The 14,619-nt window shown below is 71.3% G+C and carries 12 protein-coding genes; 3 read left to right on the top strand and 9 right to left on the bottom strand.

Going from position 1 to position 14,619, the window contains the following annotated elements:
• Nucleotides 1–197 precede the first annotated feature (197 nt).
• The 9 genes from ACFHWU_RS14705 to ACFHWU_RS14665 all read right to left on the bottom strand — a co-directional run bounded on the left by ACFHWU_RS14705 (nt 198) and on the right by ACFHWU_RS14665 (nt 11,258).
• Complete coding sequence (locus tag ACFHWU_RS14705; protein WP_416555709.1) at nt 198–893, bottom strand: hypothetical protein; 696 nt, start codon at nt 891–893, stop codon at nt 198–200.
• Nucleotides 894–1,239: 346 nt separating this feature from the next.
• Nucleotides 1,240–2,109 carry an anti-sigma factor family protein gene (locus ACFHWU_RS14700; protein ID WP_416590803.1) on the bottom strand — a complete coding sequence of 290 codons (870 nt, stop codon included), beginning with the start codon at nt 2,107–2,109 and terminating at the stop codon, nt 1,240–1,242.
• Nucleotides 2,106–2,801 carry a sigma-70 family RNA polymerase sigma factor gene (locus ACFHWU_RS14695; protein ID WP_282230040.1) on the bottom strand — a complete coding sequence of 232 codons (696 nt, stop codon included), beginning with the start codon at nt 2,799–2,801 and terminating at the stop codon, nt 2,106–2,108. The genes ACFHWU_RS14700 and ACFHWU_RS14695 overlap by 4 nt, the downstream gene beginning before the upstream one ends.
• A gap of 78 nt (nt 2,802–2,879) precedes the next feature.
• Complete coding sequence (locus ACFHWU_RS14690; RefSeq protein WP_416555707.1) at nt 2,880–3,737, bottom strand: spermidine synthase; 858 nt, start codon at nt 3,735–3,737, stop codon at nt 2,880–2,882.
• A 16-nt stretch (nt 3,738–3,753) separates the two neighbouring features.
• Nucleotides 3,754–4,776, bottom strand: a complete 1,023-nt coding sequence (locus ACFHWU_RS14685) for a hypothetical protein (protein WP_416590802.1) — start codon at nt 4,774–4,776, stop codon at nt 3,754–3,756.
• Nucleotides 4,773–7,262, bottom strand: a complete 2,490-nt coding sequence (locus ACFHWU_RS14680) for an AAA family ATPase (protein ID WP_416590801.1) — start codon at nt 7,260–7,262, stop codon at nt 4,773–4,775. The genes ACFHWU_RS14685 and ACFHWU_RS14680 overlap by 4 nt, the downstream gene beginning before the upstream one ends.
• Nucleotides 7,259–8,416, bottom strand: coding sequence for an exonuclease SbcCD subunit D (locus tag ACFHWU_RS14675; RefSeq protein WP_416555704.1), 1,158 nt, complete (start codon nt 8,414–8,416; stop codon nt 7,259–7,261). The genes ACFHWU_RS14680 and ACFHWU_RS14675 overlap by 4 nt, the downstream gene beginning before the upstream one ends.
• A 45-nt stretch (nt 8,417–8,461) precedes the next feature.
• Nucleotides 8,462–10,207 carry an ATP-binding protein gene (locus ACFHWU_RS14670; protein WP_416555703.1) on the bottom strand — a complete coding sequence of 582 codons (1,746 nt, stop codon included), beginning with the start codon at nt 10,205–10,207 and terminating at the stop codon, nt 8,462–8,464.
• Nucleotides 10,208–10,379: 172 nt separating this feature from the next.
• Nucleotides 10,380–11,258 (bottom strand): pyrimidine reductase family protein, encoded by an 879-nt coding sequence (locus ACFHWU_RS14665; protein WP_416590821.1) that lies wholly within the window; start codon nt 11,256–11,258, stop codon nt 10,380–10,382.
• A gap of 85 nt (nt 11,259–11,343) precedes the next feature.
• Between ACFHWU_RS14665 and ACFHWU_RS14660 the strand changes: the two genes are divergently transcribed.
• The 3 genes from ACFHWU_RS14660 (at nt 11,344) to ACFHWU_RS14650 (ending at nt 14,619) form a co-directional block, all read left to right on the top strand.
• Nucleotides 11,344–11,889 carry a plasmid pRiA4b ORF-3 family protein gene (locus ACFHWU_RS14660; RefSeq protein ID WP_416555702.1) on the top strand — a complete coding sequence of 182 codons (546 nt, stop codon included), beginning with the start codon at nt 11,344–11,346 and terminating at the stop codon, nt 11,887–11,889.
• Between the two features lie 301 nt (nt 11,890–12,190).
• Nucleotides 12,191–13,492 carry an ABC transporter substrate-binding protein gene (locus ACFHWU_RS14655; protein WP_416555701.1) on the top strand — a complete coding sequence of 434 codons (1,302 nt, stop codon included), beginning with the start codon at nt 12,191–12,193 and terminating at the stop codon, nt 13,490–13,492.
• Between the two features lie 140 nt (nt 13,493–13,632).
• Nucleotides 13,633–14,619 carry a carbohydrate ABC transporter permease gene (locus ACFHWU_RS14650; RefSeq protein ID WP_416555700.1) on the top strand — a complete coding sequence of 329 codons (987 nt, stop codon included), beginning with the start codon at nt 13,633–13,635 and terminating at the stop codon, nt 14,617–14,619.

Raw genomic sequence — 14,619 nt, 5'->3', positions numbered from 1 at the left:
CCGTCGACCGTATGGATGTCACTCCACAACAGTCAACAATCCTTAGAGCAACTACGGAACACTTAGGAGGCACTTAACGCGGGCTTTAAGAACCGGCTCGAGGCGCCGGTGGCGGATCCACCGCAAACGAGGCGACGGCCGGCCGCGCCCTCCCTGGCAACGACCGGCCGCCGCGATTCACGGGCGCCCTGAAAGAGTCAGTAGTCGTAGTCGCCCGAGTCCTCAGAGTCACTGTCGAAGCTGTCCGAGTCCTTGCTGTCGTCGAGGCCCTTGATGTTGTCTCGGCCGTCACCGTCCGGCACCGCAATCGGCTTCGGGGTGCCCTCCGGCAGGCACTCCAGGTTCTTCGTGCCGTCCGGCTGCACGACGTACCAGGTGCCGCCGACACCCTGGCCCTTCCAGTCGCCGGGCTTTTCGTCTCCGGCGTAGTAGTAGATCGGCCAACCGTCGATGGTCAGTTGCCGGGTGCCGTCCGGCCGGTTCACCGTGCCGACCAGCTCCTCGTCCACCCCGGACAGAATGGGGTCGCCGTCGGTCAGCGCCGGCGGCCAGATCTTGGCGCAGTCGCCCTCGCAGTTCGAGGTCGCCGGGTCGTTGGAGTCCTCCTCGAAGCGGTAGAGCAGCCAGCCGTCCTCGTCGGTGACGACGTCACCCATCTTGTCGACGGCCTTGCCGACCAGCTCCTTGGTAAGGTCCTCGTCGGCGACCTCGACCGCGATGTCCTCGGTTTCCACCGGCTCGGGCGCGGCCGACGCCGCGTTCGCCGCGTTGACGACTGGCTGGGCCTGAGCGCCGCCAAAGTCGTCCGGGTTGTAACCTGCCGGGGCGCAACCCGGCAACACGAGTGCCGCCAGCGCGCCTGCGACTATGACGGTCCGCTTTCCCAGTGCCACGTGCCCTCCCTCATTCGTCCACATCGGGCTTCATAAAGGAGTACGCAGCGCATCCCGGTTTGGATCGGTAATGCCGAGTGCACAATTTCACAGCCCGGCGTTGAACCGGGTCGTCGTGTCCTGCGTGCGGCCGGCCGCCGTCATGCCCATCAGGAGCAGAATGCACCGGTCACGGGTCAGCGGCAAACACGTGACGACTGCCAGAGACAGAACAGCCCGCGGGTATCCGTTAATTCGGACACCCACGGGCTGCGCGTACGTCGGATCTGCTGGCGCAGATATCGCGACGCTCGTTCGTGGCGTACGTCAGGAATGGACTTCGACCCTCCGTCCAGGCCGGTACTGTTCAGACCGGTACGGTAACGATCGCGGTGGCGACCCCGGACTGGTCGACCGCCTGGAACTGAATCCGTTCGATGTCGTCCCGGGGCGCCGCCGTCGACGTGCTCAGCAGCAACGGCGCGGGTTGCTCCGCGGTGCCGTACCCGGCCTCGGGCACCGTCCAGGTGGAGAGCACCTCGGCGGTGCCGGAAGCCCGCAGCACCACGATCCGGCACTGCATCGGACCCGGCACCCGGCGTAGCGCGAACGAAACCTGGGTGCCCCACGCGGCTTCCTCCAGCACCACGTCGGCCTCCACCCCGGTGGTGGGGTCGACCGCGTTGAACTTCTCGCCGGTGACCTCCGGACCACCGACCCCGGACTGCGGATCGACCGGTGACGGGCTGGCCGAGACCGACGTCTGCGGCCCGGCCTGCGGCGTCGCCGAACCATCTGACCAGGCCGACCCGGCGTAGAACGAGAAACCGGTGAGCGTCGCCAGCAGCACGAACCCGGCGGCGATCTGTAGCGGGCGGCCCGCGAACAGCCGTCGGGACCTACCGGCGTGGCCGGGCGGACGGACCTGACCGTGGTCGCGACGCTGGTCGGCGTCGGACCGCAGGGCCGGCCGGATCGGCACCGGTGCGCCGCCGTCGCCGTCGTCCGCCCCACCAGCCCGGTTCACACCGGTGGGGCCGGGCTGAGGGAGGACGGGGCTGTCCTCCAACTGGTCGATGTCTACGGCGGACATCAACCCGACGATCGGAATGAGTGACTCCAGCTCTGCCGCGCAGGCCCAGCAGCCGGCGAGATGCTCCTCGAACCGCTCGACGTCGTCGGCATCGAGTGCGCCGAGCGCGTAGGCTCCGACGTCCCAGTGGGCGGACCGTGTCATTCTGTAACCCCCCGCTGTTGCAGCGCCGTCCGCAGCGCTCGTAGCGCGTAGTAGACCCGCGACTTGGCGGTACCCAGTGGCAGCCCCAGCTCCGCGGCCGCCTCCGGGACCGTGCGGCCGCGGAAGTACGTCTCGACCAGGATCTCCCGGTGCGGCTGGCTGAGCGTGCGCAACGCGTCGGCGACGGTCATCTGCCGCAGCACCTGATCGGTGCCGTCGGACTCGGCGAAGCTCTCCAGATCCCGGTCGTACTCCTCGGTCGGGCGAGCCTTCTCGCTGCGGTGGTCGTCGATCGCGATGCGTCGGGCGACGGTCACCAGCCACGGTCGCAGCGACGCCTGGCCCTGCGCGCCGAGCCGGTGGGCGTTGCGCCACGCCCGCAGCAGTGTCTCCTGGACGATGTCCTCGGCCCGTTGCCGGTCCCCCCCGGTGAGCCGTAACACGAATCCCAGTAGCGGCCGGGCGTGCTCTGCGTACAGTGTGCGGACGAGATCGTCCCCGTGGCTGGACTCCGCTGTCCCGGCCTGCTGCCGGCTCCCTGCGGTCCGTGGCGTCACCGGCTCATCATCGCGCTCGGCCGCCCTCCCGTCGATGCTCTGCCAACGTTGTGTGCTGCGGGCCGTGGCCGAACCGTTGCCGGTCACGCCCGGCCGGATCCTCTCCGCCTGCCAGCCGCTGGCGACCGCGTACATCGCAGGACCTCCATCCGACGTCGACATGGCCCGCGGCTGGGGGCCCACCCCGAGGTACGGAGCCGGCCGGCGGACGGATCAACGCCCGCTCGGAAAAATTCCATCCGGTGGCGGCGGCGACGGCTGCGCGGTCGCGTCGGCGATCGGCGACGCCGTCGCGATCAACCGGTCCAGCGCCGCACCGTGCAGCACCCGGCTGGGAAACCAGTCACCGGCGGCCAGCCGGGCCAGCTCCCCGACAGCCGGCACGGCGCGTCCGGCGACCACCACCAGGTTGCCGTACCGGCGCTGGCGCAGCACGGCCGCGTCGGCGACCAGGCAGATGCCGGGCAGCACCTGCCGTACCGACGCCAGATGCCGGCGGGCCCAGCCCAGCGGCGGGCCGTCAGCCACGTTGGACAGCAGTTGCCCGCCGGGTGCGAGTACCCGGGCGACCTCGGTGACGAACTCGACCGAGGTCAGCCGTGCCGGAGTGCGGGCACCGGCGAACACGTCCGCGATCACCAGGTCGTAGCTGTCCGTGCGAGCCTGCTCGACGGCGGACCGTGCGTCACCGACCCGGACCCGCAGATTGCGGTCGGCCGGCCAGGGCAGTTCGCGGCGGACCAGCTCGGTCAACGCGGCGTCGATCTCCACTACCCGCTGGCTCGACCCGGGACGGGTGGCGGCCAGGTAGCGCGGCAGGGTCAGCCCACCGCCGCCCAGGTGCAGCACGCGCAGTGGGGCACCGGCCGGGGCGGCCAGGTCGATCGCCGCGGCGATCCGGCGGACGTACTCGAACTCCAGGTGTGTCGGATCGTCGAGATCGACGTGGGACTGCTGGGTGCCGTCCAACAGCAGGGTGTACGCCCGCCGCCGGTCCGGGTCCGGAACGAGCCGCGCGGTGCCGGTGTCTACCTGGACCGCGGGCGGCGTTGTCCTGCGGGTACGGCCCATCGGCACAGTATGCCGGTCACCGCCACGCCGGACTCTCCCGCCCGGCCGCCGAGAGGCTGAGCGCCCGGTGCAGCAGCCGGGCGTCGCCGAGCATCGCCCGCAGCCGTCGCTCCAGCCCGGCGATCGGCACCAGGTTCTGCGGTGCCCTTGGATCCTTGTACGGAGCCGAGGCGAACCGGGGCAGCGTCGCCAGCGAGAGATCGGCGAGCGCGATCGCCGCCTGCGGCGTCAGGTCTGGCCGGCACTCCACCCGGACGATGCCCGCCCACGGCGCGCCCCGCGGCCCGGGCAGCCGCAGATACCACGAGTAGCTGCGCCACCGGGTGCCGCGCAGGAAGACCGGGCTGCGTTCCGCCGGTTGCAGCGCGGTCACCACCGGGATCAGACTCGCCGGCAGGTACGGCTGGCGCTGGGACTTGACGTAGCCGACCGTGTTCGGCAGCCGGCGCCCGCGCAGTGGACCGTCCACCACCAGCAGGTTCGCCGGGTCGTCCGCGCCGTCGGCGCGGGCCTGCTCGGAGACGGCGATCTCCAGCGCGGCCAGCGCCGGCTGCACCGCCTGCGGCAGTACGGCCGGATCGGCGTCGTCGACCCGCCGCGCCGGATAGCGCACCCGCCCGACGACCAGGTCGGTGGCGGCGGTGCTCGGCGTGAACAGGCCTCGCTCGGTTCGGGCTCCGGCCGCCAACCGGGCTGCCCCGCGCCGCAGGTCACAGCGCACCACACCGGCGGCGTACGAGGCGGCCAGCGCCGGGTACGAGACTCCGTCGGGCTCCTCGCTCCACAACGAGGCGTCGATCCGACGCACCCCGTCGACCAGCAGCACCACATCCGGTGCGCGCACATCGGCCGGCTGGCGTAACGGCCGCCACGCCGCCGGATCGAGCTCCACGGCGAGATCGGTGGCGTCCTGACCGTCGTCGGCGGCGCCGGGGCCACCCGAGTCGGCGGCCTCGAACGACGTGCCGTAGCCGGGTTGCCAGCCCTCGACGAACCAGCGGACCCCGGTGGCCGGCCGGCCCGTCACGGTCGCGGTCACAGCCCGCTCCGCCGGACCCGGGCCGTACAGGCGTCCTTGCTGACCTCGAACCGGACCGGTACCCGCTCGGCCAGCGCCGGAACGTGGGTCACCAGGCCGACCATCCGGTCACCCCGGGCGGCGAGCCCTTCCAGGGTCGCGGCGACGGTGTCCAGGGTGGCCGCGTCCAGTGAGCCGAAGCCCTCGTCGAGCACGATCGATTCCAGACTGGCGGCGCTGGCCGACATCCCGGCCAGTTGCTCCGACAACGACAGGGCGAGTGCCAGCGACGCCTGGAAGGTCTCCCCACCGGACAGGGTGCGCACCCCGCGGCGCAGTCCGGCGTCGTGGTGGTCGACGACAAAGAACTCACCGGCGTCGTGCACCAGCTCGTACTGACCGCAGGAGAGCTCCCGCAGAATCCGCGACGCGCCGTCGACCAGCAGGTCCAGCGCCTCGACCAGCAGCCACCGCTCGAAGTTGTTGGCCCGCAGGTGCCCGGCCAACGTCCGGGCCAGCTGGGCCTGCCGCTCCTGGTCGGCCCGCCGGCCGCGCAGCTCACCTGCCTGGGCGAACCGTTCGGTGATTCGTTCGTGGTCGGTCTGCGCCCGCTGGACCGCCAGCGCGGCCGACTGCCGGTAGCCGGCCGGATCGGCACCGGCCGGCGGTGCCAGCTCGGCGGCGACGAACAGCGCGTCGATGTCGGCGGCGACGCCGCTGGCCGCTGACCGGGACGAAGCCAGCCGAGCCTCCGCCTCCGCCCGCGCCGTGCGGCGTTCGGCGAGCAATTGGTGCGCCCAGTCGGTCAGAAGCGTCCACGCTGCGGCCAGATCGGTGCGGTCGGCGGCCGGCGGCGCCAGCCGGGCGACGGCGTCCCGGCCGGCGTCGAACTCCCGCCAGCCGGCCTGTAGCCGCTGTTCGCCGGTCACGGCGGCGCGCTGCGCCTGACGGGCCGCCTCCCGGGCCCGGCGGACCTGGCCACCGGCGTCGTCGAGGGCGCGCTGGAACCGGTTGACCGTGGCCAGATCGGTGCGCAACGCGTCGGCGCCGGGCGAGTCGGACAACCGGGCGTCGAGTTGCGCCAGCCGGGCGGTCAGCTGCTCTGCCCGTACCCTGGCCCGGTCGACGGCCCGCTCCACCCCGCGCAGCGACTGCTCGGCCTCGGCGACCGCCTGGCGGGCCTGGTCGGCGGCGGCCCGGGCGGCCTGACCGGCGGACTTCGCCTCGGTGACCCGGGACCCAGCCGGCACCGGCGGCACCGTGCTCACCGGCTGCGCGCAGACCGGACAGTCCGCCCCGGCGACGAGCTCGTGGCGCAACGCGGCGGCCAGGTCGGCGGACTGCGCCTCCTGGTACGTCTGCCGGGCGCGGTCCAACTCGCGGTCCGCCGCCTCGGCGGTTGACCGGGCCGACCGTAGCGCCGCCTGGCTGGCGATCTGTTCGGCCTGCGCGGCGGCGAGCGCCGGAGCCAGCTCGGCCGATTCGGCGGCGACCCGGTCCCGTTCGGCGTGTGTCTGCAGCAGCAGCCGCCGGTCGGCCGGGTCGCCGATGGCGGCCAGTTCGGCGCGGACCTTCTCCTCGCGTTCCTCGGCGTCGGCGACGGCCCGGTCCGCGTCGGCGGCGGCGACCCGGGCGGCCGCCGCCTGATCGGCCAGCCGGGCGGCGGCCTCCGGTGCGGCGACGCCGGCCAGCAGCCCGACCTCGTCGTCCAGGGCCGTCACCTGGTCGGCCGCGCTCGCCACCGCCTGCTGGGCCTGCGCCAACCGGGGCAGCGCCGCGTCGACCGCGGTCGCCAACGCCCGCATCGCGTCGACCTGACGCGCCGCAGCCGCCACCGCCGATTCGTCGGCGTCGGCGAGACCGCCGAGCAACTGGTCGACCGCCGCGACTGCCGCTTCGGCGGCCCCCGCCCGGGCGGTGGCCCGCTCCCGGACCCGTTCGTAGACGTGCAGCCCGAGCAGGTTGACCAGGATCTGCTGGCGGGTGGCCGGCTTGGCGTGCAGGAAGTCGGCGAACCGGCCCTGCGGCAGCAGCACGCAGGTGGTGAACTGCTCGTACGGCAGCCCGACCGCGTCCAGCACGGCCTGCTCCATCTCGGCGGGCGTACCGGCCAGCACCTCGCCGAGGTCGTCCGGGCTCATCCCGGTGTCCAGCCGGGTCACGTCGAACCCGGGTGGCATCAACTGCAGGCCGGCGTTGCCGGTCTTGACCGCGCCCCGCGAGTCGCGGCGGATCACCCGGGTGGCGACGTAGCGGCTGCCGGCGCTCTCGAACACCAGCCGCACCCGGGCCTCGGTGGCCGACGGTGCCAGCGCGGCGGCGATGCCCCGGCTGCTGCCCCAGCGCGGTACCACGCCGTACAGGGCGAAGCAGATCGCGTCGAGGATGCTGGACTTGCCCGACCCGGTCGGCCCGACGAGGGCGAAGAAGTCGGCGTCGGTGAAGTCGACCGTGGTCTCCTCCCGGAACACGGTGAATCCGGCCAGATCCAGCCGCAGCGGCCTCACGACGAGGTCACCTCCTCGTACAGCGTGTCGAACAGGGTCCGTACGTCGTCGTCGCCGTGCCCGCGCGCGTCCAGGTAGTCGGCGAACAGCTGCCCGGGTGCCCGGCCGGCCCGCTGCGGGGTGCGCGTCGCACCGGTGGCGGACGCGGACCGGGTGAACTCCGGGTCGATGCGCACGTCCAACGCCCGGGGCAGTAGCGCCTGCACCTCTTCGCGCAGCCCGGCCCGGGGCGTCTCCCGAATAAACACCCGCAGCCAGGCGTCGCCGTACTCGCCGGCGGCCAGTTCGTCGAGGGTGCCGCGGACGGTGCGCAGCGGGGTCGCGGCGTCCACCGGTACCTCGCGTACCCGGGCGGCGGTGCCAGCGGTGACGTCGACGATGCTGACCGACCCGACGTTGTCCTCCTCGCCGAAGTCGATGGGCAGCGGACTGCCGCTGTAGCGCACCGGGCAGGGCGCCTCGAGCTGCTGGGCGCGGTGCAGGTGGCCGAGCGCCACGTAGTGCGTCCCGGTCGGGAAGACGGTGGCCGGTACGGCGTACCCGAGGACGGTGTGCACCTCCCGCTCGCCGCCGCCGGACCGCCCACCGACCACGGTCAGGTGGGCGGTGATCAGATCGACCACACCGGGCTCACCGAACCCTCCGGCGAGCCGGGCCAGCACCCGTCCGATGTGGTCGGCGTACGTCTGGTTGGCCTCGGCCGCGGTCAGTTGGTACATCTCGGTGGCCCGGACGGCGTACCGCTGGGACAGGAACGGCAGCGCGACCAGCCGCCACCGTTCGCCGTCGCCGGTGGTGCCGGTGATCACGTGCTCGTCCGGGGTGTCCCGGACGGCGCCGCGCAGGGTGATCCCGGCGGCGTCGGCCCACGGCCGCAGCGCGTCCAGCGCGGCCCCGTTGTCGTGGTTGCCGCCGATCGCCACCACGTCGGCGCCGGTGCCGCGCAACGCGGTCAACGCCCGGGTGACCACCCGGGTGGCGTCCGGTCCGGGAGCGGAGGTGTCATACAGGTCACCGGCGACGATCACCAGGTCCGGGCGTTCGGTACGGGCGATCTCGACCACCCGGGCGAGCACCTGGATCTGCTCGGGCAACCGGGCCTGTCCCTTGAGGACCTTGCCGACGTGCCAGTCGGAGGTGTGCAGGATCCGCATCCGGGGGGACCTCCTCGACCTCAGGGTCAAAACGGGCGGAACGGGTTAGAACGGGATGTCGTCGTCGACGGTGGACCGGCCGCCGACCACCGCGAACGGGTCAGCGGCCTGCACGATCGAGCGCAGTGTGCCCGACGGCGCGTCGCCGGCCTCCGACGAGCGGGTGGCCCAGGCCGGGAACGGGAACTCCAGACACAGCGGGACCGGGATGTCCGGCTGGTTGACGAACATCGTGCCCGGCTTGGCCAGCAGCACCCGCTGCCGCTGCACCGCCGGTAGGAAGCCGTACTCCGGCCGGGACGCCTCGGCCGGGTCGAGCCGGCCGACCACCCGGACCGCCGAGTTGGTGACGATCCGCCGCTCCACCTCACTGGCGGTCTGCTGGGCGCCGATCAGGATCACCCCGAGCGAGCGGCCCCGCTCGGCGATGTCGAGCAGCACCTCCTTGATCGGTGACGACCCGTCCCGGGGGGCGTACTTGTTGAGCTCGTCGAGCACGACGAACAGCAACGGCTTGGCGGTGCCGGCCCGCTCTTTGCGCTCGAACTCGCCCTTGAGGGTCACGCCGACCACGAACCGCTGTGCCCGGTCCGGCAGGTTGTGCAGGTCGACGACGGTGACCTGGGCGCTCTCGGCGGTGTTGATCTGGTGTGGGCGGCGGGCGGTCAGATCGCCGCGAATCAGCCGGGCCAGGTCGCGTTTGCTGCTGATCAGCCGACGGGCGAAGGCGTTCACCGTGCCCATGCCGACCGCCGAGCCGGCCCACGCCGCCCGGGTCTCCTCGTCGCCGAGCTGGTCGACGATGTGGTCGACCAGATCCCCGTACGAGCCGATCCGTCGGCCGTCGATGCTGATGCCGCCGTCGGCCGGCTGCGCGTGCCGGTGCAGGTACGCGGTGACCGCGTGCACCACCATCGTGTACTGCTGGCGTTCGTCGTCGGCGTCGGCGAACACGTACGGCAGCAGTCGCTGGTCGCAGAACTCGGCGACCGTCCAGTAGAAGCTGTCCACGCCGGTGAGCCGGCTGGTCACGTCGGGGGTGCCGGAGGCGTCGCCGGCGCGCGGCGGGGCGTATACCCGTACGTCCGGGAAGGCGCCGGCGGGCAGGCCGAGCTTGGCGTACGCGGCGGTCGTCGCCTCGTCGAGCCGGACGTTGGGGTGGTCGAGGAAGAGCAGGTCCTCGCCCTTGACGTTGAAGATCAGCGCCTTGGCGTTGACCGCGTCGCCGCCGAGAGTGCCGGAGCGGAACACCGAGTAGAGCAGAAACGTCGCGAAGCTGGTCTTGGTCGCGACGCCGGAGATGCCGGAGATGGACACGTGTGCGCCGCGCTGGCCGTCGAGGAAGTCGGCGTTGAGGTAGACCGGCACCCCGTCGCGGCCGGTGCCCATCGGGATCCGGCGCTCCATCCGGTCGAAGTGCAGGGCGCGGGCGCGGGCGTCGCCTTCGGCTCGCCACACCGGGGCGCCCGGCTCCGGCGGTACGTAGATCTCCGGATCGACCCGGGTGGCGGTGATCTCGGCGGCCTCCTGCACCTGGGCGGGCAGGGTGCCGTCGGCGATGGCGAACACGTCGGAGTCGAACTGCGCCCCTTCGTGGCGGGCCCGGACCTGGGTGACCACCCCGGCGATGGTCACCGGCTCGGCGCCCGGCAGCTCGCGGCGGGTCACCACGACGTCGTCCAGTTGCAGATAGCTGCCGGTGCCGACCGCGGTCCAGAACTGCAGTGGGGTGGCGTCGGCGGTACCCAGCACCCGGCCCACCGGCGCACCCTCCGGTGTCGTGTCACTCATAGTGATGGACTGGTCGCTGAAGTCCGGTTGCGTCATGCCCACGGGTTGCATCCTGCCCCACGGGTACGACCAGCGCGGCATCCGACTCGGCGCGGCCGGCTGAATTTGCCGACGGTGGGTTTCGGTCGACCCGATCCGTTGCCCTCAGGTGATCATGCCTGACTCACGGTGACTATCCTGTGGTGGTCGGGTCGGGCCGGGTGTAGCGGAGCAGCAGCGTGCCGTCGTCGGCGGCCAGCACCTGGCCCAGCCGTAGCTGCCGTACCGGGCTTGCCGGACCCGCACTGATCCGGCCGGCACCGGCACCGGCGAGCAGTGGGGAGACCGTCAGGCAGAGTTCGTCGACCAGGTCGGCGGCGGTCAGCGAACCGAGCAGCATCGGACCACCCTCGCAGAGCAGCCGACGGTGACCACGGGCGCGTAGCTGGCTCAGCCCGGCGGTCAGATCGAGGGTGCGCTCGCCGGCCGGGACGATCTCCGCGACCCGGGCCAGTCGACGTCGCCGTTCGGTCGGCGCGTCGGTCGTGGTGAGCACGATCGGCCGCGTCGGTGCGTCGGCCAGGGCCGGTTGGTCCGGGTCGAGATCGAGCGAGGCGGAGACGACGACCAGGGTGGGATGGGTGGGTAGGCCGTGCTGCCGGCGCCAGCGGCGGCGCCGGTCGTCCAGCCGCAACGCCCGGTACTGCTCCTGACGCAGGGTGCCGGCACCGACCAGCAGCGCGTCGCAGAGCATCCGCAGGACGCCGAAGACCCGTTTGTCCGCGCGTCCGGACAACCCGGCGGACCGGCCGGCCACCGCGACCGCCCCGTCCACGCTGGTCACGAAGTTCACCCTGAGCTGGTCGTGAGGAGCGACGGCATACGCCTCGATCAGGGCCGGGTCGTCCAGCGCGGACCCGGCCGGCGGTGGCCCGAATCGGCGGACCGGCGAGTCCGGGGCAGGCCTGTCCGGGGTCGGCGCGTCCGGGGCCGGTGGCTGGTCGGTCATTCGCCGGCCGGACCGGTGACCGGTGGAGTCGGAGCGGGGGTACGGTGCTGACAGTCGCACCAGTTACCACCCCGACACCCATCGTGCTGGCCTCTCCGGCACGCAGTGCAGATCATGGGTTCGAGCCTAGGTCAGAGAAAGGGCGGCCATGCCCCGTCAGATCTTCCACCTGCTGGTCACCCTGTCCGACATCGCGCCGCCGGTGTGGCGCCGCGTCCAGGTTCCGGGCGGGTACACGCTCGACCGGGTGCACCGGGTGATTCAGCACGCGATGGGCTGGCGCGACTGCCACCTGCACTCGTTCGAGATCAACGGAGCGCAGTACGGCGAGCCGGATCCGGCCGGGGAGCTGCTGTTGCGTGACGAACTGGACACCCGGTTGGACGCCGTGGTCACCAAGGGGGCCCGGTTCCGCTACACGTACGACTTCGGCGACTGGTGGGAGCACGACGTCGTCGTCGAGGACGTCACCGCGCCCGAACCGGACATGCGCTATCCGCTCTGTGCCGACGGGGACCAGGCTTGCCCCCCGGAGGACGTCGGTGGCGCCTTCGGGTACACCGAGTTCCGGGCCGCGGTGGCCGACCCGGCCCACCCGCGTCACGCCGAGATGGCCGATTGGGTGGGTGCGACGTTCGACCGGTTCGGGTTCGACCCGGCGCGGGTCACCACCCTGCTGCGCCGGCTGACCTGACCGCTCCGGCCGGCCTGACCGACCCGAAGCTGACCCGAGAGCACCCGGGAATTGGCAGTAACGAAATGGGAACGCTCCCATCGGCCCCTTGACACCTCCGAAACCTCCCGGCAATCTCATGGGAGCGCTCCCGGCCGGGGTGAGTGAGATCCACGTCACTTGCTTGACCAACCGCGGAGCGTGGTCGTGCAGTGCCCGCTCCCCGGCGACGAACCCCTTTCGTCAACGCAAGTTCCCGTTGTCGCGGCGGACACCACACGGTCACCCCCCACCACAGAAAGCGACCTTGAGAGGGGTCAGGATGAGCGTCACGCTCCGGCGGTACGCCGCGGTCGCACTCGCCTCCGCTGTCATGTTGACGGCCACGGCCTGCGGCTCCGACGACGCCGATTCAGATCCGGACGGCCCGATCACCCTGGTCGTCGACATCTTCGGCGACGCAGGCTTCGGATACGACGAGTTGATCGAGCAGTACGAGGCCGACAACCCGAACGTCACCGTTCAGCAGCGAGGCATCGGCCTCGGCCTCGGCGACTACAACACCCGACTCACCCAGCAGATCACCGCCGGCTCCGGTGCCGGGGACGTGGTGGCGATCGAAGAGGGCACGATTTCGCAGTTCTTCGCCCAGGCCGACAAGTTCGTCGACCTCGGTGAGCACGGCGCCAACGAACTCGAGGGCAACTTCCTGCCGTGGAAGTGGGAAGCCGGCGTGCTGCCCGACGGCAAGGTGCTCGGGCTCGGCACCGACGTCGGCGGGATGGCCCTGTGCTACCGCTCGGACCTGTTCGAGGCGGCGGGTCTGCCGACCGACCGGGATGAGGTCGGCGCGCTCTGGTCAAGCTGGGACGACTTCATCACGGTCGGGCAGGAGTTCAAGGAGGCCACGCCGGACAAGGCGTTCGTCGACTCGGCGACCAGTTTCTACAACCTGGTGCTGAGCCAGATCGCCGGCGAGGGCACCGGGTACACCTACTACGACACTGAGAACCAGTTCGTCATGGAGAGCAACCCGGACGTGAAGGCCGCGTTCGACCTCACCACCGACATGATCGAGGCTGGGCTGTCGAACAACCTGCAGTCGTTCTCCAACGAGTGGAACGCCGGCTTCAAGAACGCCACCTTCGCCACCATCGCCTGCCCGGCCTGGATGACCGGTGTCATCGAGGGTCAGGCCGGCCCGGAGGCCGCCGGCAAGTGGGACATCGCCACGGCGCCGGGCAACGGCGGCAACTGGGGCGGTTCGTTCCTGGCGGTGCCGACCTCCAGCAAGTACCAGGCCGCCGCCGCCGAGTTGGTCAAGTACCTGACCAGCCCGGATGGCCACATCGCCGCCTTCGAGGCGGTCGGCAACCTGCCGTCGTCGCCGCAGGCGCTGGCCGACCCGAAGGTCGCCGAGGCGGTCAACGAGTACTTCTCCGACGCCCCGACCGGCGAGATCTTCGCCGCCGGTGCCAGTGAGCTCAAGCCGGTCTACCTCGGCCCGAAGAACCAGGCGGTCCGTACCGCAGTGGAGAACGCGCTGCGGGCGGTCGAGCAGGGCCAGTCGCCGGAAGAGGGGTGGCAGGACGCCATCACGAACGGCACGGCCGCCGGCCGGTAGCGCGGTGTCACAACCCGGGTGAGAGATGGCGCCGGCAGGACCTGCCGGCGCCATCTCTCCCGCCGCGTCGCGGTGCCAGCGGCGCGTTGACCTCCCTGGCCGACGTCGGCCGGCCGCCGTACAACTGAAGGACTTTCCCGATGAGCCTGGAGCTAGACACCCCCGCGTCGGCGCAGCCACGCGGCCACCGGGCGGGTCCGGCCGGCGGTGGGGCGGCCCGGCGCCGCTCGCTGACCCGACTGGACCTCAAACTCTCCCCCTACCTCTACGTCCTGCCGTTCTTCGTGATCTTCGCGATCTTCGGCGTCTATCCGATCGTCTACACCGTCTGGATCGCGCTGACCGACCGGTCTCCGCTCAACGCCGAAATCAGCTTCGTCGGCCTGGACAACTTCGTCCGGCTGATCACCGACGATCCGCAGTTCTGGAACGCCGTCTACAACACGTTCGGCATGTTCCTGATGTCCACCGTTCCGCAGTTGCTGATCGCGCTGATGCTGGCCAACGCGCTGAACCGGCGGATCAAGGGACAGACGTTTTTCCGGCTGGCCATCGCCATGCCGATCATCACCTCGACCGCGGTCGTCGCCTTGATCTTCTCGATGATCTACGCGCGGGACTTCGGCCTGGTCAACTGGCTGCTGTCGCTGTTCGGCGTCGAGCCGATCGACTTCCGGGCGAGCAAGCTCGGGTCCTGGTTCGCCATCTCCACCATGGTCGACTGGCGGTGGATCGGCTACAACGCGCTGATCTACCTGGCCGCGATGCAGGCGATCTCGAAGGACATGTACGAGGCCGCCGCCCTCGACGGCGCGTCGCGGACCCGCCAGTTCTGGTCGATCACCGTGCCGCAGCTGCGACCCACCATCATCTTTACCCTGATCATCTCGACGATCGGCGGACTGCAGCTGTTCACCGAGCCGCTGCTGTTCACCAGCGGACCCGGCGGCATCTCCGGCGGTTCCCAGGGTCAGTTCCAGACGATCACCATGTACCTGCTCGACGTCATGAACCAGCGGTTCCAGTGGGGCTACGCAGGCGCCGTGTCGCTGCTGCTCTTCCTGCTCATCGCGTTCATGTCGCTGGTCAACTATCTGCTGGCCCGCCGGATCAGCTCGGACAAGTGA

This window comes from Micromonospora sp. LOL_015, from assembly GCF_048060275.1.
GTDB lineage: Bacteria > Actinomycetota > Actinomycetes > Mycobacteriales > Micromonosporaceae > Micromonospora_E.
The sequence above is the reverse complement of the archived record's forward strand: the minus strand, read 5'-3'. Positions and strand labels throughout refer to the sequence as shown.

Coding starts and splice junctions, on each gene's coding strand:
- ACFHWU_RS14700 (WP_416590803.1), bottom strand. CDS start 2,109: ATGACACGGTCCGCCCACTGGGACGTCGGAGCCTACGCGCTCGGCGCA.
- ACFHWU_RS14695 (WP_282230040.1), bottom strand. CDS start 2,801: ATGTACGCGGTCGCCAGCGGCTGGCAGGCGGAGAGGATCCGGCCGGGC.
- ACFHWU_RS14690 (WP_416555707.1), bottom strand. CDS start 3,737: ATGGGCCGTACCCGCAGGACAACGCCGCCCGCGGTCCAGGTAGACACC.
- ACFHWU_RS14675 (WP_416555704.1), bottom strand. CDS start 8,416: ATGCGGATCCTGCACACCTCCGACTGGCACGTCGGCAAGGTCCTCAAG.
- ACFHWU_RS14670 (WP_416555703.1), bottom strand. CDS start 10,207: ATGAGTGACACGACACCGGAGGGTGCGCCGGTGGGCCGGGTGCTGGGT.
- ACFHWU_RS14660 (WP_416555702.1), top strand. CDS start 11,344: ATGCCCCGTCAGATCTTCCACCTGCTGGTCACCCTGTCCGACATCGCG.
- ACFHWU_RS14655 (WP_416555701.1), top strand. CDS start 12,191: ATGAGCGTCACGCTCCGGCGGTACGCCGCGGTCGCACTCGCCTCCGCT.
- ACFHWU_RS14650 (WP_416555700.1), top strand. CDS start 13,633: ATGAGCCTGGAGCTAGACACCCCCGCGTCGGCGCAGCCACGCGGCCAC.